Source organism: Variovorax xiamenensis (assembly GCF_050916385.1).
In the GTDB taxonomy this organism is placed as follows: Bacteria; Pseudomonadota; Gammaproteobacteria; order Burkholderiales; family Burkholderiaceae_C; genus Variovorax.
In genome coordinates this window covers 1,475,432-1,499,755 of record NZ_CP139038.1, presented here as the reverse complement: position 1 = coordinate 1,499,755, position 24,324 = coordinate 1,475,432, and the positions used below count along the sequence as shown (strand labels likewise).

21 protein-coding genes are annotated in these 24,324 nt (G+C 65.8%); 4 read left to right on the top strand and 17 right to left on the bottom strand.

Annotated features, from left to right (window positions below; all coding sequences use genetic code 11):
- Nucleotides 1–647 precede the first annotated feature (647 nt).
- From qatD to SFB74_RS06470, 4 genes are all read right to left on the bottom strand, one after another.
- Nucleotides 648–1,379 (bottom strand): Qat anti-phage system TatD family nuclease QatD, encoded by a 732-nt coding sequence (qatD, locus tag SFB74_RS06485; RefSeq protein WP_432729945.1) that lies wholly within the window; start codon nt 1,377–1,379, stop codon nt 648–650.
- Complete coding sequence (gene qatC / locus SFB74_RS06480) at nt 1,376–2,590, bottom strand: Qat anti-phage system QueC-like protein QatC (RefSeq protein ID WP_432729944.1); 1,215 nt, start codon at nt 2,588–2,590, stop codon at nt 1,376–1,378. Before qatC ends, qatD begins: the two co-directional genes overlap by 4 nt.
- Nucleotides 2,591–2,658: 68 nt before the next feature.
- A complete protein-coding gene (qatB, locus tag SFB74_RS06475; protein WP_432729943.1) occupies nt 2,659–3,480 on the bottom strand; it encodes a Qat anti-phage system associated protein QatB in 822 nt (273 codons plus the stop codon).
- The gene (locus tag SFB74_RS06470; protein ID WP_432729942.1) at nt 3,480–5,363 is read right to left on the bottom strand and encodes a KAP family P-loop NTPase fold protein; all 1,884 of its coding nucleotides are present in this window, start codon (nt 5,361–5,363) and stop codon (nt 3,480–3,482) included. Before SFB74_RS06470 ends, qatB begins: the two co-directional genes overlap by 1 nt.
- An 803-nt stretch (nt 5,364–6,166) precedes the next feature.
- Between SFB74_RS06470 and SFB74_RS06465 the strand changes: the two genes are divergently transcribed.
- Nucleotides 6,167–6,457: a co-chaperone GroES gene (locus tag SFB74_RS06465; RefSeq protein ID WP_007835162.1), complete on the top strand. Its 291-nt coding sequence runs from the start codon at nt 6,167–6,169 to the stop codon at nt 6,455–6,457.
- Between the two features lie 31 nt (nt 6,458–6,488).
- Nucleotides 6,489–8,141, top strand: a complete 1,653-nt coding sequence (gene groL / locus SFB74_RS06460; protein WP_093196550.1) for a chaperonin GroEL — start codon at nt 6,489–6,491, stop codon at nt 8,139–8,141.
- A gap of 161 nt (nt 8,142–8,302) precedes the next feature.
- On the opposite strand, the gene xylB is transcribed toward groL, so the two are convergent.
- The 11 genes from xylB to SFB74_RS06405 form a co-directional block, all read right to left on the bottom strand.
- Nucleotides 8,303–9,769: a xylulokinase gene (gene xylB / locus SFB74_RS06455; RefSeq protein ID WP_432729941.1), complete on the bottom strand. Its 1,467-nt coding sequence runs from the start codon at nt 9,767–9,769 to the stop codon at nt 8,303–8,305.
- A 27-nt stretch (nt 9,770–9,796) separates the two neighbouring features.
- Nucleotides 9,797–10,753, bottom strand: a complete 957-nt coding sequence (locus SFB74_RS06450; protein ID WP_093196552.1) for an AraC family transcriptional regulator — start codon at nt 10,751–10,753, stop codon at nt 9,797–9,799.
- A gap of 14 nt (nt 10,754–10,767) precedes the next feature.
- Complete coding sequence (locus SFB74_RS06445; protein ID WP_432729940.1) at nt 10,768–11,742, bottom strand: carbohydrate kinase family protein; 975 nt, start codon at nt 11,740–11,742, stop codon at nt 10,768–10,770.
- A gap of 21 nt (nt 11,743–11,763) precedes the next feature.
- A complete protein-coding gene (locus SFB74_RS06440) occupies nt 11,764–12,435 on the bottom strand; it encodes a transaldolase family protein (RefSeq protein WP_432729938.1) in 672 nt (223 codons plus the stop codon).
- 25 nt (nt 12,436–12,460) lie between these two features.
- The gene (locus SFB74_RS06435; RefSeq protein ID WP_432729936.1) at nt 12,461–13,249 is read right to left on the bottom strand and encodes an L-iditol 2-dehydrogenase; all 789 of its coding nucleotides are present in this window, start codon (nt 13,247–13,249) and stop codon (nt 12,461–12,463) included.
- On the bottom strand, nt 13,246–14,628 hold the full coding sequence (dalD, locus tag SFB74_RS06430; protein ID WP_432731887.1) for a D-arabinitol 4-dehydrogenase: 1,383 nt from the start codon (nt 14,626–14,628) through the stop codon (nt 13,246–13,248). Before dalD ends, SFB74_RS06435 begins: the two co-directional genes overlap by 4 nt.
- 79 nt (nt 14,629–14,707) lie before the next feature.
- The gene (locus tag SFB74_RS06425; protein ID WP_432729934.1) at nt 14,708–15,748 is read right to left on the bottom strand and encodes an ABC transporter ATP-binding protein; all 1,041 of its coding nucleotides are present in this window, start codon (nt 15,746–15,748) and stop codon (nt 14,708–14,710) included.
- Between the two features lie 17 nt (nt 15,749–15,765).
- Entirely contained in the window at nt 15,766–16,602 is an 837-nt protein-coding gene (locus SFB74_RS06420; RefSeq protein ID WP_125948578.1) for a carbohydrate ABC transporter permease, read from the bottom strand.
- A gap of 13 nt (nt 16,603–16,615) precedes the next feature.
- Nucleotides 16,616–17,473 (bottom strand): carbohydrate ABC transporter permease, encoded by an 858-nt coding sequence (locus SFB74_RS06415; RefSeq protein ID WP_432729932.1) that lies wholly within the window; start codon nt 17,471–17,473, stop codon nt 16,616–16,618.
- 118 nt (nt 17,474–17,591) lie between these two features.
- Nucleotides 17,592–18,902 (bottom strand): ABC transporter substrate-binding protein, encoded by a 1,311-nt coding sequence (locus tag SFB74_RS06410; protein ID WP_093196568.1) that lies wholly within the window; start codon nt 18,900–18,902, stop codon nt 17,592–17,594.
- A gap of 180 nt (nt 18,903–19,082) precedes the next feature.
- Nucleotides 19,083–20,012 carry a LysR family transcriptional regulator gene (locus SFB74_RS06405; RefSeq protein ID WP_432729931.1) on the bottom strand — a complete coding sequence of 310 codons (930 nt, stop codon included), beginning with the start codon at nt 20,010–20,012 and terminating at the stop codon, nt 19,083–19,085.
- Between the two features lie 94 nt (nt 20,013–20,106).
- Between SFB74_RS06405 and SFB74_RS06400 the strand changes: the two genes are divergently transcribed.
- Together SFB74_RS06400 and SFB74_RS06395 are read left to right on the top strand one after the other, a co-directional pair.
- Nucleotides 20,107–21,090 carry a Bug family tripartite tricarboxylate transporter substrate binding protein gene (locus tag SFB74_RS06400; RefSeq protein WP_432729930.1) on the top strand — a complete coding sequence of 328 codons (984 nt, stop codon included), beginning with the start codon at nt 20,107–20,109 and terminating at the stop codon, nt 21,088–21,090.
- Between the two features lie 65 nt (nt 21,091–21,155).
- Nucleotides 21,156–22,223, top strand: a complete 1,068-nt coding sequence (locus SFB74_RS06395; RefSeq protein ID WP_432729929.1) for a 4-hydroxythreonine-4-phosphate dehydrogenase PdxA — start codon at nt 21,156–21,158, stop codon at nt 22,221–22,223.
- A 71-nt stretch (nt 22,224–22,294) separates the two neighbouring features.
- Here SFB74_RS06395 and SFB74_RS06390 read toward each other — a convergent pair whose 3' ends face one another.
- Together SFB74_RS06390 and pgi are read right to left on the bottom strand one after the other, a co-directional pair.
- Complete coding sequence (locus SFB74_RS06390; protein ID WP_432729928.1) at nt 22,295–22,627, bottom strand: DUF805 domain-containing protein; 333 nt, start codon at nt 22,625–22,627, stop codon at nt 22,295–22,297.
- A gap of 143 nt (nt 22,628–22,770) precedes the next feature.
- The gene (pgi, locus tag SFB74_RS06385; protein WP_432729927.1) at nt 22,771–24,324 is read right to left on the bottom strand and encodes a glucose-6-phosphate isomerase; all 1,554 of its coding nucleotides are present in this window, start codon (nt 24,322–24,324) and stop codon (nt 22,771–22,773) included.

The window sequence follows — 24,324 nt, the reverse complement described above, 5'->3', positions numbered from 1 at the left end:
CTTTCCCCGATGAAGTTCTAATTCAGTCGTTGCGGGCTCGGCGTTCTGCGTTAGCGCAAGAGCGCGCCGAACTGCGCCTCCAAGATGGAGAGAGGATCGCGAAAGTCCGTCAGGAGTATGGGGAGCAGATCAAGGTGTTTCGAGCGGGCTGCTCCGGAACCAGCTGTTCAATATGTCCCCACAGAAGCGAACGCGCCTCACAACCTGAGCTGCGGCCGAACGCGCAGCTTCTGTGTGCTCACCTGTCGAGATCGGACTCCGATGGAGCCGTCGGGTCTGTTGGCCCGCATTTCCGCTCTGCAGCGACTGCGGCTGGTCGGGCTGATCGACACCGAGGTCAGGTCTCGGGCCATGAGCAGTCGACTGCGAATGACAGCTATCAGTAGGCTGAGGTAGTTAAAGACACCATCGCAGGTTGAACCAATCGGGCGCTCACGGGAGAATGTTCCGCGACTGTTGCCCGACATACCTCCCTCCCAAAATCACGCGGAGCACTTGAAGTTGTGCGGCCACATGTCCTAAGCCAACCCTGGGTTTACCAGAAGGATTTCGCCAACGTGATCCGCTTCTTGACTGCGATCGCGCCCCCTCGCCAAACTGGCACAAGTTGTAATTGAGCTTGGTCAGCGCCTGATGTCTTTGGCTAACTAAGTTTGCGAAAGTAACCGATGCAGGTTCTGCCGTAGCTGTTCCCCAATGTCCTCGATCGGCATGCCCCAGATTCCCGCCAGTGGCTTGCGCACAGACCATGCGTCCCAAGGCAGGAGAGGCATTCCTCCGACACTCGTGAAGGGTCCGTCCGTTTCAGGCAGCACCCGGTTCAGAGGCATTCGAGCGATCAGAGCTCGACCTTTCTCGCCCTCCAGCATCGCAGGCCCAACGCTGAACCAGCACCCGATTCGAATGGCATTCTCCAGCTCCGCCAGGGCACCGGAGAACCAGTGCAGCAGTGGGATGCCTGCGTGCTTTGTCGTAGCTAGCAGCTCCACCACACGGCGCTCAGCCCCACGCGAGTGGATGCTCATCACCTTCCCAGGATGTCGACCGCATTCCGAAAGAACTGCTCGAAAAATCGGTTCCTGGACGGACAGCGAGCCGCGAAACCGAGGCGAACCGTCCATCCCAATCTCCCCAATGAAAGGCGCCTTTGCGATGCCTGCAAGTAGGTCGTCGAGCTCGCCCTGTTTGGCCACAGCAACCTCGGGATGAAGGCCAAGCCCCACCTCGATGTTGCGCAGCTCTGCGAACACCCGGGACGTGGCCCTGTAGGCACGTGGGCTCGTCGTCACCACGAGCGTGAACTCATTCCTTCGGTTCACTTCCTGCGCGAGAGCGAGACCATCTGGATATAGGTCAAGGTGCGAATGGAGGTCGATCACAGGACATGTTGCTGTCGCATCAGCACACCCAGTTCTGCCAGCCCTCGCTGGACCACTTCTTCGAACTCTCGCCGCCGACTTGGCTCAGCAAAGGCCAACTGGCCAGCGGTGAAGACGCGCACCCCGTTCTGCTCGACCTTCAGCACTGCCGCCGCGACTGCACCAATGTCGTTGGGGTCGTTGTCGAGCTGCGCGCCTCTGAGCATGGGGTAAACATAGGTCGTGTCGTCCGCGATGCCGGCGCGGATGAACGACGCGCGGCGGACCAAGCATGGAACACAACGGCCGCAGTGCTTGTAGCCGTTCCGGACAAAACGACCGCAGCTGGTCGCTTGGGTCGCGACCTGGGCCAGCACGTCTGGCACCCTGCATTCAGCCATCATCTCGCCCTTCGTCTTGGCGGCATATGGCAGGTGCAGCACCGCGGGAATGCCTAGCGCGTCCCATAGCTTCTGCAGACGGTCCATGAACACGGGATGCGTCGTCTTCGTGCTCAGACTACCCACACGGCCGGGATTGAGCGGCACGTTCAAGCTGATCAGGCCGTTCTCGGGGACAACGACTTCGATTGGCCCTGGAAGGTCGGGTCTCACCGTGGCGAGATGTTCAGCGGCGACTGCGGCGAAGGCAAAGAAGCCGATGGACCGCCCGCGTGTCGAACCTTCAATGTCATCAACCTTGGGGCGGATGTTCTGGTTCCACTGTAGATGCCGCTCATTCCCTCCAAGCCCCGTCGCGAAGAGGCTCTGCGTTTCCTTGTCGCCCTTTGCCGTCTGCGACACCAGCAGCGGCTGACGACCTTGCTCGGTGAGGTTCAGCGCCCCCACCAGGCTGTCTAGGCCTCCTGAGAGCAAGCAAACGCAGTCGGCGTCAAACCGCACAGGCGACTTAGGCCGCGGCGGCGGATAGCCACCATCAACAAAAGTCAGCCTCCAGAAGTCGCCGGTCAGGAAGCGCAACGCCTGCTCGATTTCCTTAGCTAGCGCTTGGTACGGCTCGGACTCGTAGAGCACCACCTCCAGCTCAATCTGCCGAGTCCAACCGTCGGGGCTCGGGGCCCGCTCAACCACGTTGTCCGCCGCGTTGACCGCCAGCGCCAACGACAGGAAATCCCAGCTGCGGGCACTCGGCGCGACGCCGGAAGCGAGGATGTCCTTGATGAGCGCTGTTCCCACCGTGCTGACGTCCGCCAGCCCTTCGTGCTCGTACATCGAGACGTACTCGACATCAGCCTCACGCTGCGGAGGGATATGGTCCTTCGGACCGCAAAAGACACGAGTCATAGGCCGGCCTCAAACAGTTCGAAGGTCATCTTCAGGGTCTCCTGGAAGATCGCATCAAGGTCTGAACGAGAGGGATTCGGCCTCGACTCCCGAAGCAGGTCGAGGTGTGCCCCGACCTCCTCTTTGATGAAAATCCGCATGTCCTGCTCGCGCTGCACTGCGGCGACTGGGTCGACCTTCGCGCTTTCCAAGAGAGGGCCAAGGTCGAAGCAGAGTCGATGCGCCACCTCCGATGCAAGGTAGCTCTTCATCAGTTCCCAGATGTCGGACGTCCGCAGGTGCATGAGGTCGATGTCTGGGTTCTCGATGACGAGCTCGGTCAATGCCGACGCCATGGAGTCGCGAAGAGCTTCCTCATCTGCGCTACCGCCCGGTGGAGAGAGCTCACGAACGATGGCATCCACGATGTCGTCGGCCGTCGGATTCTTGCTCTGGAGGTCTTGCACCCACTGGCGCGCCTCAGCCGACGCGCCTTGGCTGACCGCGTTGAGGAACGAGAAGAGCTCCGCTCCTCCTCGCGTCGACGCGCGCATGCGGGTCGATGCAGCGCTGGCACCACCGCTGCCCTTGCGCGAGTAGTAACCGATGGCATCACGAAGGTGGTCGGTATTACCGCTCTTGATGAACTTCTTGAGCTCTCGACGCGCCTCCGCATAGCGCGCTGGCTGCGCAGTTCCTGAAGCACCCGTCGGCGGCACTGGCTCACCGTCGGCGGGCGGAACTGCATCGCCGCCAAGCCCGTCAAGAACGTCGTCGAGCCATGGCGGGTCGAGACTCACATTTGAGCCCGGACCGCGGCTTGAAGTCGAGGTCCCCATCACTTCCCTCCCTTGGAGGATTTCAGGTACGTCTTGACCTGCTCCGAAGACTCAGGGTCGTCGCGCCAATCGGTGAGCAACAAGGCTGCCCAGGGCTTGCTCTTCAGCTTGGGCAAGATTGCGTAAGGCCTGCTTCCCGGAGGAATTTCTTCCAGCGCTTGAACGAACTGCTCGCCCAGCTCAGGATGGGCTTCGGTGCAGTTGAGGCACCGAAGAAGGTCGACTGCGTTCCAGTGGCCATCCCGTGCCTTCCGGATGACGCGGGTGAGGATGCGAGACACGTCAGCTTGGCCGAGTGCCGTAAGCTGCGGCACGAGTATCTTGGAGACTTCCTTGGCTTCCATCGTTGCCTCAAGCAGACGCTTGCCCTCCTCGGACAGTTCGTCGTACGCCGCCAGGCCGAGCGAGCGGTCCCTGCTGAGATGCAGCAGCGCACGCAAGTCAGAACCGCTCAGGCGCGGGCTCAGACGCACCCACTGTTGGTAGAAGGGTGTAGACCAAGACGGGTGTGGGGTGAAGTACTCCTCGTCAGCCTGAGCAGCCCGCTCAAGCGCTTCCAAGAACTCCGCTTTGCCATCCGGGTTTGCAGCGACAGCCTTCACAAAAAATTCGAAAGCAGCCGGCGATGCAACGCGCTCAAGCAGCTGGACCTTCACAAGCTCCTCAATCGCAATCGGCATGTCCATCGCCTTGGCGATGGTCAGCCTAATCATCAAGTTGTTCATGAACCGCTTAATGAGTCGCGGATTGCCAGCGATGTCTGTTGCACTGACCAGCAACGGCGCAAGCTGGTCAGCAATGTCGAGTTCGCTGGCGATGCTCTTCGCGCCATCGCCATAGGCCTTGGTCAAGTCCTCGCGCGAGATGCCTTTGCCCCACGCGGTCTTCAACAGGGCAAGCAGCGCCTTCTGGCCTTGCTGTTGGAATTCCGGCGTGAGCTGCTGCTGCCTGGCGGCGAGATCGGCCATCATCAGAGCGAGGTAGACCTTCACTTCGTTGACCCCGAGGCGAGGGACCTTCAGTGGTACCTGGATGAGCTTGTCGAAGTAGCTCGTCACCAGACCGCTTTCAATGTCCATGCCTGCGAAGTGCGCACGGACAGCTCCGCGAATCATGGCTTCATCTGCAGCGATGACGAACGCGGTGTTCTTCACGTGCAGCAACAGCCGCATTGCTTCAAGAGTTGCGATAGCAGTGTGTGGCAGGCAACGGTCCAGGTCGTCGACGAACACCACCAGCGTCACACCCATATCTGCGAGCAACTCCTCGAACGCCTTCCGGAGAGCATGAATCTCCTTCGGCAGCGAGTCGTCTTCCCGCTCCCCGACCAGCTCTTTCAACTCAGGCTTCAGGTCTGCGTAGGCATCCTTGAGCGCGGCCAAGTTCTCTTCGCGCTTGGTCTCATCGGAGAGTCCCTTGGCTAGGCCCGTCGCTGCGCCAATGAATGTGCCAAGCGGCCCGCCGGCGATAGAGCCAATGCCGGCATGCGCAAGCACGGGCGCAGCCAAGCGTGCCAGCTTGAGCAACCTGACGCGCTTGACAACAGCGATTGCCTTGTCGACGAAGCCCTCCCGTTTCTTCGCCTCTTCGAGGAGTCGGTCGGAGACAGCTTGCAAGAGCGCCTGCCGAGCGTCCTCGTACCCCTGATAGAGCCAAGCATTGAACTCCATCACGATGTACGGGCTAGCAGCTGCGCCGAAGGGCTCTGCCCTCTCGAGGTCGGCCTTGGTCAGTTTGACCAGCGTCGACTTCCCCGCGCCCCAACCGCCCGAGACGCCTATGGTCAGCGGACTACCGCCAGCTTGGCGAATCAGGTCCGCAGCCGCGCGCGCCACCACGCCGAAGTTGAGCAGATCGACCTCCGCCTCGATGTCATGCCACATGTCATCCTCTCTATCTGATTTGTAACTTTTCGCTCATGTTGCCATACGATGGCGTGGATAGGCGCCACGCTTATCGCGCGCGATTCCGGGCAATTGTCGGACCGCTTGATGAGTGGCTGGCTCTGCGATCTCCTTGAGCGGATGAATTCCGGCCCGGAAGAGCCATCGTCAAGCCTGGCGTTTCCCGAGAGTGACGCTGCTTGAGCTCACGCGGAAGCCGCATGTGGCACCGCATCGCCTACCCGCTATGGGCGCCCTTCCGGCCGCGCGTGGGGCCAAAAAGCCACCGATGAGGGCAAGCTGGCCGAACGTTCGCTCTCGGCCGAAGCAGTCCTTCGCCGCGGCATGCGCGATCGGCTGCTCACAGTCTGGAGCGGAAAGTGGGCCCGAAGCTTGACGACCGCCGAGAAGCTCCGCCCTATCCCAAGGCAATCATTCTGCTGGTTCAGCGCTCCGCGTTAATTTTCATCCGGGTAAAATTTGATTAAAGATTGGCGATCGCGCAGCATTCCATCAACGTTCAGTGGCGTCCTCGCCACCTGTAGCAGCAGCTCCTCAAAAAAGCACGGTCGTGCAGTTCCGAGTTAGCTGAGAAGAGTTCTGAGTTAGCTGAGAACCGACAACCGACGCCCACAAAGGCCCCGCGGCCGCCCCGCATCCTTGAAAAGTCATCGATTGCCCTTATGATTAGCACTCGCTGCTGATGAGTGCTAACAGCCCTCGCTTCCAGCCGATGGGCTGCCGGTCTCCGGTCCGGCACCCGACCACAAACCCGTTTCTTATCCATACATCCAGGAGATGCAATGAAACTTCGTCCTTTGGCCGATCGCGTGATCGTCAAGCGTGTTGACAGCGAAACCAAGACCGCATCGGGCATCGTGATCCCCGACGCAGCCGCCGAGAAGCCCGATCAGGGTGAAGTCCTGGCCGTGGGCCCGGGCAAGCGCAACGACAAGGGCGAACTGGCCGCTCTGACCGTGAAGGTCGGCGACCGCGTCCTGTTCGGCAAGTACAGCGGCCAGACCGTCAAGGTCGGCGGCGACGAGCTGCTCGTCATGAAGGAAGACGACCTGTTCGCAGTCGTCGAGAAGTAATTCAACAGATCCCCATTCGGAGTAATAGAACATGGCAGCAAAAGACGTAGTCTTCGGCGGCGAAGCCCGCGCACGCATGGTCGAGGGTGTGAACATCCTGGCCAACGCAGTCAAGGTGACCCTGGGCCCCAAGGGCCGCAACGTGGTGCTCGAGCGCTCGTTCGGCGCCCCCACCGTCACGAAGGACGGCGTGTCGGTCGCCAAGGAAATCGAACTGAAGGACAAGCTGCAGAACATGGGCGCCCAGCTCGTGAAGGAAGTGGCCTCCAAGACCAGCGACAACGCCGGTGACGGCACCACCACCGCGACCGTGCTGGCTCAAGCCATCGTTCGCGAAGGCTTCAAGTACGTGGCCGCCGGCATCAACCCGATGGACCTGAAGCGCGGCATCGACAAGGCCGTGTCGGCCCTGGTCGAAGAGCTGAAGAAGGCTTCGAAGCCCACCACCACGTCGAAGGAAATCGCCCAAGTCGGCTCGATCTCGGCCAACAGCGACGAAACCATCGGCAAGCTCATCGCCGACGCGATGGACAAGGTCGGCAAGGAAGGCGTGATCACTGTCGAAGACGGCAAGTCGCTCGAAAGCGAACTGGACGTCGTCGAAGGCATGCAATTCGACCGCGGCTACCTGTCGCCCTACTTCATCAACAACCCCGAGAAGCAATCGGCGCTGCTCGACAACCCCTTCGTGCTGCTGTTCGACAAGAAGATCAGCAACATCCGTGACCTGCTCCCCACGCTGGAACAAGTCGCCAAGGCTGGCCGTCCCCTGCTGATCATTGCCGAAGAAGTCGAAGGCGAAGCCCTGGCTACGCTGGTCGTGAACACGATCCGCGGCATCCTGAAGGTCGTGGCCGTCAAGGCTCCTGGCTTCGGCGACCGCCGCAAGGCCATGCTGGAAGACATCGCCATCCTGACGGGCGGCAAGGTCATCGCTGAAGAAGTGGGCCTGACGCTCGAGAAGGTGACGCTGGCCGACCTGGGCCAGGCCAAGCGCATCGAAGTGGGCAAGGAAAACACCATCATCATCGACGGCGCCGGCGCTGCTGCCGACATCGAAGCCCGCGTGAAGCAAGTGCGCGTGCAGATCGAAGAAGCCACGAGCGACTACGACCGTGAAAAGCTGCAAGAGCGCGTGGCCAAGCTGGCCGGCGGTGTTGCCGTGATCAAGGTCGGCGCTGCCACCGAAGTCGAAATGAAGGAAAAGAAGGCTCGCGTCGAAGACGCCCTGCACGCCACCCGCGCTGCAGTGGAAGAAGGCGTAGTTGCCGGCGGCGGCGTGGCTCTGCTGCGTGCCAAGCAAGCCGTGGGCGACAAGGTCAAGGGCGACAACGCCGACCAGGACGCCGGCATCAAGCTGGTGCTGAAGGCCATCGAAGCTCCCCTGCGCGAAATCGTGAACAACGCCGGCGGCGAAGCCTCGGTGGTGGTGAACGCGGTTCTGGCCGGCAAGGGCAACTACGGCTTCAATGCTGCGAACGACACGTACGGCGACATGCTCGAGCTGGGCATCCTGGACCCGACGAAGGTCACCCGCACCGCACTGCAGAACGCCGCTTCGGTGTCCTCGCTGCTGCTGACGACCGAAGCCATGGTGGCTGACGCTCCGAAGGACGACGCTCCTGCCGGCGGCGGCATGCCCGACATGGGCGGCATGGGTGGCATGGGCGGCATGGGCATGTAATTGGCTCGCCCCCAGGCTGCGCGGGCACTTCGTGTCCGCTACGCCTACCCCCTACCGGGGGCGACACCTGCGGACCGGCGAAGCCGGATCCGCGGTGTCCCGCAAAATGAAAAAAGCCCGTCTGCGACGGGCTTTTTTCATGGTCGTGGCAATCGTGCCGGTTACTGAAACTGGTCTCGCAGCGACTTGTACAGCGCCTGGAAGCGCGCGTGCCTTGTCCTGCGGACATCGGCACCCTCGGTCGACGGCATCAACTGCTGCTTCACCGGCGGCAGCGTGCACACCTCCGCGACCTCGCCGCCATCGGCCAGCCACGCCAGCCGCGCCGCGCCCAGCGCCCCGCCCGTCTCGCTGCCCGCATAGAGCGTTAGCGTCACGCCGAAGATGTCGGCCAGCAGTTGCCCCCACCACACGCTGCGCGCACCGCCGCCTACAAGCGCCATCTCGCGCAGCGGCATGTCGGCAGGCAGCCGCAGGGTGTCGAAGCCGTCGCGCAGGCCGAAGCTCACGCCCTCGACCACGGCGTAGGCGATCTCCGCTGGCCCATGCGCGTGCGTGAGGCCGAACAGCACGCCCTGAGCGTTCGGGTTGTTGTGCGGCGAGCGCTCGCCCGAGAGATACGGCAGGAAGAGCGGACAACGCTCGCGCTGCGCCGGCGAAACGCTCGCCGCTGCTTCGAGCAGCGCGGCCTCGTCGGCGAACTTGAAAGTCTTCGCGGCCCAGCTCACCGCGCTCGCGGCCGAGAGCATCACCGACATCTGGTGCCAGCGCTTCGGCAGCGCATGGCAGAAGGCATGCATCGCCTGCGCGGGGTTCGGCAGGAAGCGGTCGGTCGAGACGAACACCACGCCGGAAGTGCCGAGCGACACGAAGCCCTGCCCCGGTTCGACCAGCCCCATGCCGACCGCACTCGCCGCGTTGTCGCCCGCGCCGCCCGCGATCTTCACGTCGTCGCGCAGGCCCCAGCGCGCCGCAAGTTCGGGCTTGAGCAGCGCCGACACCTCGCTGCCCTCGACCAGCCTCGGCATGTGCGAACGAGTCAGCCCGGTGGCCGCGAGCAGTTCATCGGACCAGTCGCGCGCCCCCACGTCGAGCCACAGCGTGCCCGCCGCATCGGACATCTCGCTGACGGCTTCGCCGCTGAGCATGAAGCGCAGCCAGTCCTTCGGCAGCAGCACGCGCGAGACACGGCTGAAGATTTCGGGCTCGTGCTCGCGCACCCACAGCAGCTTGGGCGCGGTGAAGCCGGGCATCGCGAGGTTGCCGGCGATCTCGCCGAGCCTGGGCACGGCACGCGCGAGCGCTTCGCACTGCGGCCCGCTGCGGCCGTCGTTCCACAGGATCGCGGGGCGCAGCACCTCGCCCGCTTCGTCGAGCAGCGTGGCACCGTGCATCTGCCCCGAAAGGCCGATGGCGCGCACCGCCGCGAGCTCTTCGGGATGCGACTTGCCGAGCGCACGCATCACCTCCTCTAGCGCCTGCCACCACTGCTGCGGCGCCTGCTCCGACCACAGCGGCTGCGGCCGTTCTACGGTGAGCGGCGCGCGGGCCACGCCCACGATGCGGTGGTCGTCGGCGAGCAAGAGCGCCTTGAGCTCGGACGTGCCGAGGTCGAGTCCCAGATACAAGATGAGCCCCCTGGTTTGTGTCGGTGCTTAGGAAGGAATGCCGCTGCCGAAGCGCGTGTCGGCCTGCTTTCGGAACTCGCTCGGCGTCATGCCCTTGATTTCGAGAAAGCGGCGGTTGAAGTTCGCCACGTTGTTGAAGCCCACCTGGTAGCAGATGTCGGTCACGTAGTGATCGGTCTGCATCAGCAGGTGGCAGGCGCTGTTGATGCGCACGCGGTTGACGAAGTCTGTGAAGCTGTTGCCGGTGGAACGCCGGAAGAAGCGGCTGAAGCGGCTCTCGCTCATGCCCAGCTCGGCCGCCACGTCCGACATCGAGATCGGGTCGGCCATGTTGTTGGTGATGCGGTTGACGATGCCATTGATCTGGTCGACCTGCGCGTCGCCGTCCGCGCCCTGCGCGCCCTGCATCTGCACGCTCGACAGCAGCCGGTAGTCGGTGCATTGCGCCAGGTCGGCCATGAAGTCGAGGAACAGGCCCAGGCGGCGCACGCCACGCGCGGCCTTGATGCTGTCCCAGTGCGCCTGCGCCTGCTGCGACATGCCGAAGAACTCGATGCCGTGGCGCGCGCGCTCCAGCAGCTGCATCACCTCGCGCAACTCGGGAATCTGCGCCGCCGCGTGCTCGATGGGCTCGTGGCGGAACTGGATCACCCTGTCGCGCCCCGCCGCGCCGCCTTCGGGCACGTCGAGCGAGATCCAGTTGTGCGGCAGCCGCGGCCCGCACAGCACCAGGTGCCCGGGCTGGAACGGCCCGATCCAGTCGCCGATGAAGGCCTTGCCCGAGGTCTCGGTGATCAGGTGCAGTTCGTAGTCTTCATGGAAGTGCCATCGCACCAGCGGGCTCGGAAAGCCGTGCGCAAGACATCGCACCAGGCCGGTCTCTTCGGGGGTCTCGTAGCCCAGCGAAGGGGAGCGCGTGAAGTCGCGTTCCAGCTCGGGCTGGCGCTGGCGGGGAATCGAACGCTTGCGGGTGGACGTCGTCATGATGACAGCTCGGCTCAGGGCCGGGAAGCAGCAGCAACAGCGGTATTTTGTGCCTTCGCCAGCGCGGCGTGAACCGCCTCCAGCGTCGGTGGATCGGCACCCTCGCGGGTGCAGTTGAGGGCGGCGGCGGTGGCGGCGAAGCCCATCACGGCCTTCCAGTCTTCGTCGCGCAGCCCGTCGAGCTGCCCGGGCCGTTCGATGCCATGCGCGAGCAGCGAGACCGACAGCCCGGCCGTGAAGGTGTCGCCCGCGCCGATGGTGTCGACCACGGTGACGCGCGGCGCTGCCACGCTCAGCGGCGCATGGCCCGCGCGCCAGAGCGTCGCGCCGTCGCCGCCGCGCGTGACGATCACGGCGCGCGCGCCGGCCTTCAGGCACTCGGCGGCGAGCGCATCGACCGGCTGGTCGGGCGCGAGCAGCGCCGCGTCTTCGTCGCTGAGCTTGACCAGGTCGGCCATGCCGAACCAGCCCGTCACGCGTTCGCGATAGGCGGCCATGTCGTTGATCAGGCTGGGCCGCACGTTGGGGTCGAACACGATCACACGCTGCCCCCGGTTCGCCGCAACCAGGTCGGCGATGCGAGTGGCGGCTGGGTCCTGCAGCAGCGAGATCGAGCCGAAGTGCAGGAAGCGGCACTCGGGCGGCAGCTGCGGCAGCGGCTCGGGCGCCCAGGTAGCGTCGGCGCTGCCGCTCGTGTAGAAGGCGTAGCGGTTGGTCTGCGGCGTGCGCTCGACGAAGGCCAGCGTCGATGGTGCGCTGCTGCGCAGGATGAAGCTGGTGTCCACGCCGTTGCGCTGCAAAAAGCCCATCAGCCGCTCGCCGAACAGGTCGGTCGAGAGCTGCGTGAGAAAGCCGGTCGGCTGCCCCAGCCGCGCGCAGGCCACGGCCGTGTTGAGCGGCGAGCCGCCCTCGTGCCCCAGGAACGCCAGGGTGCCAGCCTCGCTGGCGGTGAAATCGATGAGGGCTTCGCCCGTGAGTGCAATGCGCATGGTGTCTGGATTCTGGCTGGATCAGGGCAGGTCGCGCGCGTCGGCCAGGAAGCCGCGCTCCGCGGCCAGCGTGGCCGGATGGTCGAGCAACTCGGAGAACAGGCGCGGCGGAATGGTGATGGCGCTCACGCCGAGCTTCAGCAACGAAAGATACGCCTCGCGCGAACGGATGCTGGCCACCAGCAGCCGCGTGCCGGAAGAAGGCCGCTGCGTGACCAGCGCCTGCATCTGCGCGATCAGCGCCAGGCCGTCGACGCCGGAGTCTTCCAGCCGGCCGAGGTACGGCGCCGCATAGGCCGCACCGAGCTGCGCCGCGAAGTGCGCCTGCTCGGGCGCGTACACGGCGGTCCACGTGACGGGCACGCCCTGCGCGATGAGCTGCGCGCCGGCGGCCAGTCCCTGGCGCGTGGCGGGAATCTTCACCACGAGCTGCCCGGGCTCGAAGTGCGACAGCAGCACCCGCGCGTCCTCGAGCATGCCGTCGGCGTCCTCCGAGTACACCTGAGCCTGCACCTGCCGCGCGCCCAATTCGATGCAGCGCTTCAGCAAACCGGGCACCGCGCCGCGGCCGATGCCGGCCCGCTTGAGCAGCGTGGGGTTGGTCGTCACGCCGTGCACCACCGGGTGGGGCAGGCAGGTCTTCAGCTCGGCCAGGTCCGCACTGTCGAGGTACAGGTGGAAGTCTTCGTTCATCGCTTTGCAGGCATGCAGGAAATCATCAGCTCATGACGTTGCCGCCATCGACGTTGAGGGTCTGCGCCGTGATGTAGCGCGCCTCGTCGCTGGCGAGGAACACCGCCGCCCCCGCGATGTCGTCCGGCACGCCCATGCGTCCGAGCGGCACCGCCAGGCCGACCTGCCGCTTCTTTTCCCCAAGCGGCAGTCCTTCGGCCCTGGCGAACAGGCTGTCGACATGGTCCCACATCGGCGTGTCGACCACACCGGGAGCGATGCCGTTGACGCGGATGCCGTGCGGCGCCATGGCCAGCGCCGCGCTCTGCGTATAGCTGATGACGGCCGCCTTGGTCGCGCAGTAGTGCGACACCAGCGCCTCGCCGCGCCGCCCCGCCTGCGAGGCCATGTTGATGACCGACGCGCCCTGCGTGCCGGCTTCGACCATGTGGCGCAGCACGGCCTGCATCACGAAGAACATGCCCTTCACGTTGACGGCGAAGAGGCGATCGAACGAAGCCTCGTCGCTGTCGAGCAGCGGCGCGAGGTCGAACACCGCCGCGTTGTTGAACAGCGTGTGGATCGGCCCGAAGGCGACCTGCGCCTCGGCCAGCATGTGCGCGATGGCCTTGGTGTCGGTCACGTCGGCGGCGATGTAGGCCAGCCCGTCGGGATGGCGCTGCTGCAGCGCGCGCACGGCTTCAGGCGCGGCCGCCGCGCGGTCGATCACCGTGCAGCGCGCGCCCTCGGCGATGCAGGCGGCCGCCACGGCCAGGCCGATGCCGCCGCCCGCGCCGGTCAGCAGCACATGCCGGTCCTGCAGGCGGCCGCTCATGGCTTGGCCTGCACGAAGAGCGCGACACGCTCGCCGGCCCGGCGCACGGCGTCGACCAAACGGGCATCGCCCGCGAGATTGCCCCACAGCCCCGCGTCCGAACACAGCGCGACGACCGGGTCGGCCGCGTCGCAGATGGCATGCGCCACCGCCTCGTCCATGCCCTGGTCCTGGTAGGCATAGGGCAGCGCGCCCTTGTGCCAGCGCTGCAGGAAGGCCAGGAACAGCGCGGGCAGCATCGCCACGCTGTCGATGGGCTGGCCGGCCGCGAGGCGCTCGCGCACCGTCGGCGCGATGAAGCCGGGAATCTTCGAGAAGCCGTCCGCCGCCACGCGCTGGTTGGTGTCGCGGATCGCCGGGTTGCCGAAGCGGTCGAGCACCACGTCGCGATAGGCCGCCAGGTCGATGGGGCTGGGGCTCAGGCAGGGAATGACATCGTCGGTGACGTAGTCGAAGGCCATCTTGCGGATGGCCGCGTCGTGCGTGCCTTCATGGATGAAGCCGAGCCCCACCAGCGTGCCCGCCCAGGCAATGCAGCTGTGCGTGGCGTTGAGGATGCGAATCTTGGCCTCTTCGTAAGGCTGCACCGACTCGACCAGCTCCACGCCCACGCGGCCCCAGTCGGGCCGGCCGGCGATGAAGTTGTCTTCGATCACCCACTGGATGAAGCTCTCGCCGGTGATGGCGGCCGCGTCGTCGCGCCCGGTGGCGGCCTTCACGCGCGCGCGCAGCTCGGGCGGCGGGCGCGGCGTGATGCGGTCGACCATCGCGTTCGGGCAGCGCGTGTTCGCGTTCACCCAGGCCAGCAGGTCGGCATCGCCCGCCAGTTCGATGAACTCCAGCAGGCCGGCACGGAAGCGGTCGCCGTTGTGGCGCAGGTTGTCGCAGTTCAGCAGCGTGACCGGGCCCGCATTCGCGGCCTTGCGCGCGCGCAGGATGGCGCAGACGGCGCCGTAGATGGTCACGCCCTCGCCGCCGGTCTCGCCGCGCCGCGCGCGCTCCACGTCGGCGGCCAGGTCGGCGAACGACAGGTCCAGCCGGCCCTTGTCGTCGAGGTAGTAGCCCGCCTCGGTCACGGTGAACGAGACGATGCGCGTCGAGGGCGCCGCGCCCCGCGCGATCACGTTGGCCAGCGAGCGCTCCCAGGGCAGCACCTCGCGGATGGCGCCGATCTCCTCGTAGCGGTACTCGCCCGCGGGAGAGACGGTCTCGAGCGTGTAGCGGCCGCCCTGCGCCTGCAGCGCGGCGACTACGTCGGCCATGTCCGGCCGGATGTTGGCGCCCGACAGCGACCAGCGGGTGTCGCCCGCGTCGATCAGCCGCTGCAGGTACACGGCCTGGTGGGCTCGATGGAACGAGCCCAGGCCGAGATGGAGCACCGTGAACTCGGTGAGAGCCGGTGGAGTTTGCGCGATGGTCACGGGGATGTCTGTTGAAAAAACGGTAGATGGATGAAGTTCACGCGGCGACCGACCGGCCCTCGCGGTTGAAGAGATGCAGCACCGACGGATCGAGCTCCACGGCCACGTCGTCGCCGGCCTGCAGCGGCGTGCGGTCGTTCTGCCGCGCGATCAGCGGCACCCCGGCCACGTCGACGTGGATGAGCGTGTCGGCACCCAGCGCCTCGATCAGCTCCACGCGCCCCAGCACGTCCGACACCGGCGCGCCCTGCTTCGGATGCACGCGCAGGCCTTCGGGGCGCACGCCCAGGAAGCCGTCGGACGGCAGGCGCCCGCCGGTGGCGGCGGAGAAGGAAGGAATCGCGTTCGCCGCCACCATGTTCATCGACGGCATGCCGATGAACTGCGCGACGAACTGGTTGGCCGGGCGGTCGTACAGCTCCAGCGGCGTACCGACCTGCTCGATGAGCCCGTCCTTCAGCACCACCACGCGGTCGGCCAGCGTCATGGCCTCGACCTGGTCGTGCGTCACGTAGATGGTGGTCGCGCCCAGCGCGCGGTGCAGCTTGTGGATTTCCACGCGCGTGTTGCCGCGCAGCGCGGCGTCGAGGTTCGACAGCGGCTCGTCGAACAGGAACACCTTCGGCGCCCGCACGATGGCACGCCCGATGGCCACGCGCTGGCGCTGGCCGCCCGAGAGGTCCTTCGGCGTGCGATCGAGGTACTGCGTGAGGTTGAGCGTCTTCGCCGCGTACTCGACCTTGGTCTTGATCTCGCTCTTCGACACGCCCGCCAGCTTGAGCGCGAAGGACATGTTGTCGTACACGCTCATGTGCGGATAGAGCGCATAGCTCTGGAACACCATCGCGAGGTCGCGCTTGCCCGAGGGCGCCCAGGTGATGTCCTTGCCGTCGAGCAGCAGGTTGCCGCTGGTGATGGGCTCCAGCCCGGCGATCAGCCGCAGCAGCGTCGACTTGCCGCAGCCCGAGGGCCCGACGAAGACGATGAACTCGCCCTTCTGGATCTGCAGGTCGACGCCCTTGATGATGTTGACTTCACCAAAGCTCTTCTTGATGTTCTTGAGTTCGAGGTAGGCCATGAGATGTCTCCCTTTCTTTACTTGACGGCGCCGAAGGTGAGGCCCTGGACGAGTTGCTTCTGGCTGAACCAGCCGAACACGACGATGGGCGCGATGGCCATCAGCGAGGCCGCGGACAGCTTGGCCCAGAACAGGCCCTCGGGGCTGGAGTACGAGGCGATGAGCGTGGCCAGCGTGCCGGCCTTGGCGGAGGTGAGGTTCAGCGCCCAGAAGGCCTCGTTCCAACTCAGCACCAGGCACAGCAGGCCGGTGGATGCGAGGCCGCCCACCGACAGCGGCATCACGACGTGGCGGAACTCGGTCCAGAGGTTGGCGCCGTCCATGCGCGCGGCCTCCAGAATCTCGGGCGGGATGTCCTTGTAGGCGCTGTAGAGCATCCACACCATGATCGGCAGGTTCGACAGCGTGAACACGATGGTCAGCGCGGTGAGCGAGTCCAGCATGCCCGCGGTCTGTGCGATCACGTAGATCGGCACCAGCGCGCCCACGGCCGGCATCATCTTGGTGGAGAGCATCCACATCAGGATGTCGCGCGTCTTCTTCGTGCGGAAGAAGGCCATCGAGTACGCGGCCGGCGCGGCGATCAGCAGGCCGAGGATGGTCGAGCCCAGGCTGGTGATGAGCGAGTTGCGCGCGTACAGCAGGTAGTCGCTGCGGCGCTGCACCTCGCCGAAGTTGTCGAGCGTGGGCTCGAAGATGAAAAGCGGCGGCACATGAATGGCCTGCAGCTCCGTCTTGAAGGCCGTGAGGAACAGCCAGCCGAGCGGAAAGAACAGCAGCAGCGCGACGGCCCACGCACCCACGGTGCGCAGCAGTTGCGGCAGGAAGTTGCTGGGAGCTTGTGTCTGTTGCATGGCGTGCGGCTCCTCAGTCCAGGTTCTTGCCGATGATGCGGATGAGGAACACGGCCACGATGTTGGCCAGCACCACCGCGAAGAGGGCACCCGCCGAAGCCACGCCCACGTCGAAGTTCATGAGCGACTGCTTGAAGATCATGTAGGTCATGTTGGTGCTCTCGTTGCCCGGGCCGCCATTGGTGGTGATGGCGATCTCGGCGAACACGCTGAGCAGAAAGATCATCTCGATCATGATCACCACCGCCATGGGGCGCGCGAGGTGCGGCACGGTGAGATAGAAGAAGCGCTGGAACGAACTCGCGCCGTCCATGCGCGCGGCCTCCATCTGCTCGCGGTCCAGCGACTGCAGCGACGTGATGAAGATCAGGCAGGCAAAAGGCAGCCACTGCCAGGCCACCATGATGATCACCGACAGCAGCGGCACGTCGGTGAGCCAGTCGACCGGCTCTGCACCGAAAGCGCGCCACACGTCGGCCAGCACGCCGTAGATGGGGTTCATCATCATGTGCTTCCACAGCAGCGCGTTGACCGCGGGCATGACGAAGAAGGGCGAGATCAGCAGCACGCGCACGATGCCGCGTCCCGGGAAGGGCTCGTTCACCAGCAGCGCGAGCAGCACGCCGAACACCACCGTGATGACGATCACGCTGCCGATCAAGAGCAGCGTGTTCCAGGTGGCCGGCCAGAAGTCGGGATCGGTGATGAAGTAGTGAAAGTTCTCGATGCCCGCGAAGGTGCGCTCGCCGGGCTGCATGAGGTTGTAGTTCACGAACGAGAAGTACAACGTCATCACCAGCGGCACGATCATCCAGGCGAAGAGCGTGAGCACGGCGGGCGCCATGAGGGCGCGGGGCAGGAGTCTTTTCATGTTCTGGGTCCCTGGGCTTTAGGTCAGGACTGCCGCGGATCCGGCTTTGCCGGTCCGCTGGCAGTGCCCCCTGCAAGGGGGTTGGCGTAGCGACACGAAGTGCGCGCAGCCTGGGGGTTTACTTGTAGTACCCAGCCTTCTTCATTTCGCGCTCAGCCGCCGTCTGCGAAGTCTTCAGCGCCTGGTCGACCGTGACCTTGCCCGACAGCGCCGCGCTCATCTGCTGGCCCACCGCCACGCCGATGGCCTGGAACTCGGGAATGGCCGCGTACTGCACGCCGGCGTACGGCGACTTGGGCAGCGTGCTGTCGGTGAGGTTGGCGCTGTCGATCGCCTTCTTCTCGGCCGCGGCGAACTTGGCGACCTTCTGGAACTCGGGGTTCGCGTAGGTCGACTTGCGCGTGCCGGTCGGCACCGAGGCCCAGCCGGTTTCCTTGGCCACGAGGGCGATGTAGTCCTTGGAGGTCGCCCACTTGATGAACTTCTGCGCCGCCTCGTCCTTCGTCGAGCTGGCCGGAATGGCGAGGTTCCACGACCACAGCCAGTTGGCGCCCTTCGGCGTGACGGCGGTGGGCGCCTGCGCGAAGGCCACCTTGTCGGCCACCTTCGACTGCTTCGGATCGCTGATGAACGAGGCCGCGATGGTCGCGTCCACCCAGGCCGCGCACTTGCCTTCATTGAAGAGCGCGAGGTTCTCGTTGAAGCTGTTGGCCGACGCGCCCGGAGGGCCGTCCTTCTTCATCAGGTCGACGTAGAAGCCGATCGCGTCCTTCCAGGCCTTGGTGTCGATCTGCGGCTTCCACTGCATGTCGAACCACTGGCCGCCGTTGGTGTTGACCAGCGTGGTCAGGAAGGCCATGTTGTCGCCCCAGCCCGGCTTGCCGCGCAGGCACATGCCGTACACGCCCGCCTTCGGGTCGTTGGCCTTGTCGGCGAACTCCTTCACCTGCGCCCAGGTGGGCTGCTCGGAGAACTTCACGCCGACCTTGTCGGCCAGGTCCTTGCGGTACATGAGCATGGAGCTCTCGCCGTAGAAGGGCGCGGCGTAGAGCTTGCCCTCGTTCGACAGGCCGTCGCGGATGGCGGGCAGCAGGTCGTCCACGTCGTAGGCGGCATCGGTGGCGATGGGCTTGAGCCAGCCCTTCTTCGACCAGATCGGCGTCTCGTACAGGCCGATGGTCATCACGTCGAACTGGCCGCCCTTGGTGGCGATGTCGGTGGTCACGCGCTGGCGCAGCGTGCCTTCTTCAAGGGTGACCCACTTGAGCTTGATGTCGGGGTTGGCCTTCTCGAAGAAGGGGGTGAGCTTCTGCATCTCGATCATGTGGCCGTTGTTCACGGTCGCGATCACGAGTTCGGTGGCGGCCTGCGAGACGACGCCCGTACCGATGAGTGCGAGGACGAGGCCCGCTTTCAGAAAACGCTTCATGTTTGTCTCCTAGAGGTGAGCGACGCCCAGGTCCTGTCGGGTCGCCGTGCCGCGAATTCTGGAGAAGCACGCCTGCGATTTTGGTACTGCCGCCGCCACCACCAGTACTTTCATGCACCAGTTGGCTAGTGAATTCCCTAGTTAACGCAATACAGCATGGAAAACAGCAGCACAAAGGCTTCAGGCGCCGCCCAGCAGCTGGCGCCGCAGCTGCGCGGCCGCGGGCGACAGCGCCCGGTCGGTGCGGGTGATGAGGCAGATGGGCGGCACGCGCACCGGCAACTCGATCGGAACGGCGCGCAACACGCCCAGGCGGGCGTAGTGGTCGGCCTGCGAGGCGGGCATAACAGCCGCCATGTCGGAGTTCTCCAGCAGCGCGGTTATGGCGATGGGCGATGCCGTTTCGATGATGTCGAGCCGCTCGGAAATGCCCGCCTCGCGCATCGCCGCCTCGAAGCGCCCGCGCTGCGGCGAGCCCGGCGGCTGCAGCACCCACGACCACCCCGCCATCTCGGCCAGCGTGACGGTGGCGCGCTCGAACACCGGGTGGGCGGCCCGCACCACCACCACCTGCGATTCGCCCAGCAGCGGCACGCTCGCGTACTTCGCCTCGTCATGGCCGTCGGTGAGGCGGCCCAGCACGAAGTCGACGTCGCCCTGCTCCAGCTGCGCCTGGATCACGTCGCTGGTCTCGACCACCACCGACACCGCCACCTGCGGGTGCCTGCGGTGGTACTCCACGAGAGCCGGCGCCAGCAGCCCCGGCACCGCGCCGGGCACGCTGCCCACGCGCAGGGCGCCGCTGAGGCCCGAGCGCAAAGCGAGCATTTCCTCGCGGGCGGTGCCGAAGTCGCTGAGCACGCGGCGGGCATAGCGGATCAGGATCTCGCCGTAGGGCGTGGGTTCCATGCCGCGCGCCAGGCGCTCGAAGAGCTTCTCGCCCAGCGAATCCTCCAACTGCTGCAGCAGCTTGGTGGCCGCGGGCTGGCTGATGTTCATGGCCTCGGCCGCCCGGCCCAGGTGGCGATGGGTGTCGAGCCGGGCCAGCAGCAACAGCTGGCGCGGCCGCACGAGGAGCATCAGCGAAGCGTCGGAAGGTCCTTGGATCATGCACAAAAGTATATGGAGATCCCGGCTTTTTCGATTGGATCGCGCGGGCAAAGCTCCGTACGCTGGGCGCCACTACAAGCAGGAGACAAACCCGATGAAGCCTTTCTTTCTCGCCCGCGCGGCAGGGCTGGTGGCCGCGATGCTGCTGGCGGCGGCGGCGCCGGCCGGTGCACAGCAGCAGCCCTACCCCGACAAGCCGATGCGCATCATGGTCGGCGCCTCGCCCGGCGGCGGCACCGACATCCTGGCGCGCGTGCTGGCCGACAAGTTCTCGCCCTCCCTCAAGCAGCCCGTGGTGGTCGAGAACCGGCCCGGAGCCTCCAATACCATCGCAGGCGAGCTCACGGCCCGCGCGCCGGCCGACGGCGCCACGCTGCTGCTGGCCACCAACACCGCTCAGGCGGTGGCGCCGCACATCCTCAAGCTCAAGTACGACCCGCTGAAGGACCTGCAGCCCGTGGGCCTGGTGGCCGTGATGCCCAACGTGCTGGTGGTGTCGGCAAGCTCGCCCTACAAGTCGGTGAAGGACCTGGTGACGGCCATGGCCGCGAAGCCGGGCAGCTTCAAGTACGCCTCTTCCGGCATCGGCAGCACGCAGCACGTGGGCGGCGAGGCCTTCAACCTGGCCACCGGCATGAAGTCGATCCACGTGCCCTACAAGGGCAGCTCGCAGGCGCACGTGGACATCATCGCGGGCGAGGTCGACATGATGTTCGACAGCACCTCCTCGGCCATGGGCCAGATCAAGGCCGGCAAGTTCCGCGCGCTGGCGGTGAGCGCGCCGCAGCGCTCGCCCGAGCTGCCCGATGTGCCGACGCTCGCCGAGCAGGGCATCAAGGGCGCCGACGTGTCCACCTGGTACGGCCTCTACGTCACCGCCGGCACGCCGCGCCCCGCGGTCGAGCGGCTGAGCGCCGAGCTCTCGCGCACGCTGAAGCTGGCCGACGTGCAGACGCGCATCAAGGCGCTGGGCGGCGAGCCCGGCGGGCTGACCGGCGAACCCTTCGCGGCCATGAACAGGCAGGAGTTCGACCACTACGGACAGCTCGTGCGCGACGCCAACATCAAGGCCGAATGAGGCGGCCGGGCTCCTTCTCTTTCTCCTTCTGTCTTCTTCAACTTCAACCGCATCCGACCGACACCATGTCCCCCTCCTCCTCCAAGACTCCAGGCGTGACCTCAGCGAAGCCGCGCATCGTCGTGCTGCTCGGCGACCCGAGCGGCGTCGGCCCCGAGATGGCCGTGAAGCTGCTGGCGCGCCAGCGCAACCTCGACGCCGCGCGCGTGCTGCTGATCGCCGACCCGGTGGTGCTCGCGGCCGGCGAGCGCGTGGCGGGCGCGAAGCTCGACCCGCTGCAGGTCGACAGCCTCGACGCACTGCGCTTCGAGGACGGCCGCCTCAGCCTGCTCACGCGCGACTGGATGGCGGGCAGCGAGCCGGTGCTGGGCGAATCGAACGAACAGTCGGGCAAGGCCTCGTTCGAGGCGCTGGAGCTGGCCACGCTGGCGGTGCGTCGCGGGCAGGCCGAAGGCATCCTCTTCGCGCCGCTCAACAAGCATTCGCTGCGCCTGGGCGGCCTGGTGCACGAGGACGAGCTGCGCTACATGCAGGAGCGCTTCGAGGTGACGGGCTTCGTCTGCGAGTTCAACCTCACGGGCTCGCTGTGGACCTCGCGCGTGACCTCGCACATCCCGCTGAAGGACGTGGCCAGCCACATCACGGTGCAGGGCGTGGGCGACGCGGTGAAGATCATCGCCGCCGCGCTGCGCCGCGCGGGCGTGGCGCAGCCGCGCATCGCGGTGACGGGGCTGAACCCGCACGCGGGCGACGGCGGCTCCATCGGCATGGAGGAAATCGAGATCATCGCGCCCGCCATCGAGCAGCTGCGCGCCGAGGGCCTCGACGCGCGCGGCCCCTTCTCGCCCGACACGGTGTTCATCGGCGCGCGGCGCGGCGATGTGGATGCGGTGGTGTCGATGTATCACGACCAGGGCCAGATCGCGATGAAGCTCATGGGCTTCGAGCAGGGCGTGACGCTGCACGGCGGCCTGCCCGTGCCGGTGGCCACCTCGGCCAGCGGGAGCGCCTTCGACATCGCGGGCAAAGGCATCGCGAAGATCGAGGGGCTGCAGCAGGCCTTCGACCTGTGCGTGCGCATGGCGAGCGGCGCGCCCGTGCGTGCGCAAGCCTCTGCGGAGGCCACGGCGTGACGCATCGGCCGGCGCCAGGCAAAAGGGCCGCTTGCGCGGCCCTTTTTACTCGTGTCGGAAACCCGGAAGACTCAGGCAGCCGGTGCGGCGCCGTAGTTGTTGGACTCGGACTGCGAAGGCTGAACGTAGAAGTAGATCAGCACGAGATTGACGATCGGGATGATCATCAGGAGCTGGAGCCAGCCACTCTTGCCGATGTCATGCAGGCGGCGGGCACCGACGGCCAGCGCGGGCAGCAGGAAGGCCAGGGCTGCGATGCCGTACACATACTGGTGGATGAGGCTGGCGATGATCAGAACGATCACCTCGGCCAGCACGAACCACCAGTACTCGGAACGAGATGCACGGCCGTTGAAATCGGCGTACTTGTTGAAGCAGGTCTTGACCGCTGTTAGAAAATCCATTGATCGACTCCTCTTTTGTGATTGGTCCCAGGGAAATTTCCCGGGGCCATCATATAGACGCGTCTTTCAACGGCAAATACAGCCGGAAGCCATAGCCTGGCTTAAAACAAAAGGCTCCTAAATGGCTCTCCCGCAGCCCTCGATCAGCTCGAAAGCCGCTTCAGCAGGCCCGCGGTGGAAGCGTCGAGCCCCGTGACATCGCCCGACGCGAGGCGCGGTTCGATGTCCTTGGCGAGTACCTTGCCGAGCTCCACGCCCCACTGGTCGAAGCTGTTGATGCCCCACACCGCGCCGCTCGTGAACACGCGGTGCTCGTACATCGCGAGGAAGGCACCCAGCGCCTCGGGCGTGAGCTTCTCGAACACGAAGAAGCTGCTCGGCCGGTTGCCGGGAAAGTTCCTGTGGCCGCCTTCGTCGAGCTTGCCCACCATCAGCGCCTGCGCCTGCGCAAGCGCATTGGCCAGCAGCTTGGGGTGATGGCCTTCGAGGTCGTGCGAGGCATCGCGCACCGCCACGAACTCGAGCGGCGTCACGTCGGTGCCCTGGTGCAGCATCTGGAAGTAGGCATGCTGGCCATTGGTGCCGGGCTCGCCCCAGAGCACCGGCGAGGTACCGAAGGCCAGCGGCTTGCCGCTCGCATCGACCTGCTTGCCGTTGCTTTCCATCTCGAGCTGTTGCAGGTAGGCCGGCACGCGCTTCAGCGCGCTGTGATACGGCGCGATGCTGCGGCTCGTGAACTTGTGGAAGTTGCGGTACCAGACGTCGAGCAGGCCCAGGCGCACCGGCAGGTTGCGCTCCAGCGGCGCGGTGCGGAAGTGCTCGTCCATCGCGTGCGCGCCCGCCAGCAGCCGGCGGAAGCCCTCCGCGCCGATGGCCAGCGCAATGGGCAGCCCGATGGCCGACCACAGCGAATAGCGCCCGCCCACCCAGTCCCAGAAGCCGAAGGTGGTGTCGATGCCGAACTTCTTCGCCGCTTCCACGTTGGTGGTGAGCGCCGCGAAATGGCCCGAGATGTCGGTGCCGCCCGACTGCTCGTACCAGCGCTTGGCCGACTGCGCGTTGGTCATCGTCTCGGCCGTGGTGAAGGTCTTGGAGGCGATGAGGAACAGCGTGTGCTCCGGCGCCAGGCCCTGCAGCACGCCGGCCAGCTCATGGCCGTCGACGTTCGAGACGAAGTGGAAGCGCTTGCCCGGCGCGGCGAACTCGGCCAGCGCCAGCACCGCCATCTGCGGGCCGAGGTCGGAGCCGCCGATGCCGATGTTGACCACATCGGTGATCGTGTGGTCGGCGCGCACCTTCTCGGCATAGGCCAGCATCGCGTCGAGCGTGGCGTGCACCTCGCGCAGTTCATTGGCCGTCTTCGGGCCGGTGGGCGCATCGGCCGGCGCGCGCAGCAGCGTGTGCAGCACGGCGCGGTCTTCGGTGTTGTTGATGTGCTCGCCGGCGAACATCGCGTCGCGGTGCGCTTCGAGGCCGCATTCGCGGGCCAGCTTGAAGAGCAGCTCCTCGGTGCGCGCGTCGATCAGGTTCTTCGACAGGTCGGCGAACACGAAGGGCGCCTCCTGGCTGAAGCGCTCGAAGCGGCCCGCGTCGTCCACGAAGGCGTGGCGCAGGTCGAACTGGCGGCCCGCGGTGTCGAAGCCGGCCTGCAGTTGCGCCCAGGCCGGCGCGCGGTCGCAGCGAAGGGTCATGGCCAT

Bases quoted from the DNA above. Each gene is read 5' to 3' on its own strand.
- groL (WP_093196550.1), top strand. From the start codon at position 6,489: ATGGCAGCAAAAGACGTAGTCTTCGGCGGCGAAGCCCGCGCACGCATG.
- qatC (WP_432729944.1), bottom strand. From the start codon at position 2,590: ATGTACGAGCACGAAGGGCTGGCGGACGTCAGCACGGTGGGAACAGCG.
- SFB74_RS06425 (WP_432729934.1), bottom strand. From the start codon at position 15,748: ATGGCCTACCTCGAACTCAAGAACATCAAGAAGAGCTTTGGTGAAGTC.
- SFB74_RS06440 (WP_432729938.1), bottom strand. From the start codon at position 12,435: ATGAACGAAGACTTCCACCTGTACCTCGACAGTGCGGACCTGGCCGAG.
- SFB74_RS06465 (WP_007835162.1), top strand. From the start codon at position 6,167: ATGAAACTTCGTCCTTTGGCCGATCGCGTGATCGTCAAGCGTGTTGAC.
- pgi (WP_432729927.1), bottom strand. From the start codon at position 24,324: ATGGCCATGACCCTTCGCTGCGACCGCGCGCCGGCCTGGGCGCAACTG.
- SFB74_RS06450 (WP_093196552.1), bottom strand. From the start codon at position 10,753: ATGACGACGTCCACCCGCAAGCGTTCGATTCCCCGCCAGCGCCAGCCC.
- SFB74_RS06390 (WP_432729928.1), bottom strand. From the start codon at position 22,627: ATGGATTTTCTAACAGCGGTCAAGACCTGCTTCAACAAGTACGCCGAT.
- SFB74_RS06420 (WP_125948578.1), bottom strand. From the start codon at position 16,602: ATGCAACAGACACAAGCTCCCAGCAACTTCCTGCCGCAACTGCTGCGC.
- SFB74_RS06405 (WP_432729931.1), bottom strand. From the start codon at position 20,012: ATGATCCAAGGACCTTCCGACGCTTCGCTGATGCTCCTCGTGCGGCCG.
- SFB74_RS06470 (WP_432729942.1), bottom strand. From the start codon at position 5,363: ATGTGGCATGACATCGAGGCGGAGGTCGATCTGCTCAACTTCGGCGTG.
- SFB74_RS06410 (WP_093196568.1), bottom strand. From the start codon at position 18,902: ATGAAGCGTTTTCTGAAAGCGGGCCTCGTCCTCGCACTCATCGGTACG.
- SFB74_RS06445 (WP_432729940.1), bottom strand. From the start codon at position 11,742: ATGCGCATTGCACTCACGGGCGAAGCCCTCATCGATTTCACCGCCAGC.
- SFB74_RS06435 (WP_432729936.1), bottom strand. From the start codon at position 13,249: ATGAGCGGCCGCCTGCAGGACCGGCATGTGCTGCTGACCGGCGCGGGC.
- SFB74_RS06415 (WP_432729932.1), bottom strand. From the start codon at position 17,473: ATGAAAAGACTCCTGCCCCGCGCCCTCATGGCGCCCGCCGTGCTCACG.
- SFB74_RS06400 (WP_432729930.1), top strand. From the start codon at position 20,107: ATGAAGCCTTTCTTTCTCGCCCGCGCGGCAGGGCTGGTGGCCGCGATG.
- qatB (WP_432729943.1), bottom strand. From the start codon at position 3,480: ATGGGGACCTCGACTTCAAGCCGCGGTCCGGGCTCAAATGTGAGTCTC.
- SFB74_RS06395 (WP_432729929.1), top strand. From the start codon at position 21,156: ATGTCCCCCTCCTCCTCCAAGACTCCAGGCGTGACCTCAGCGAAGCCG.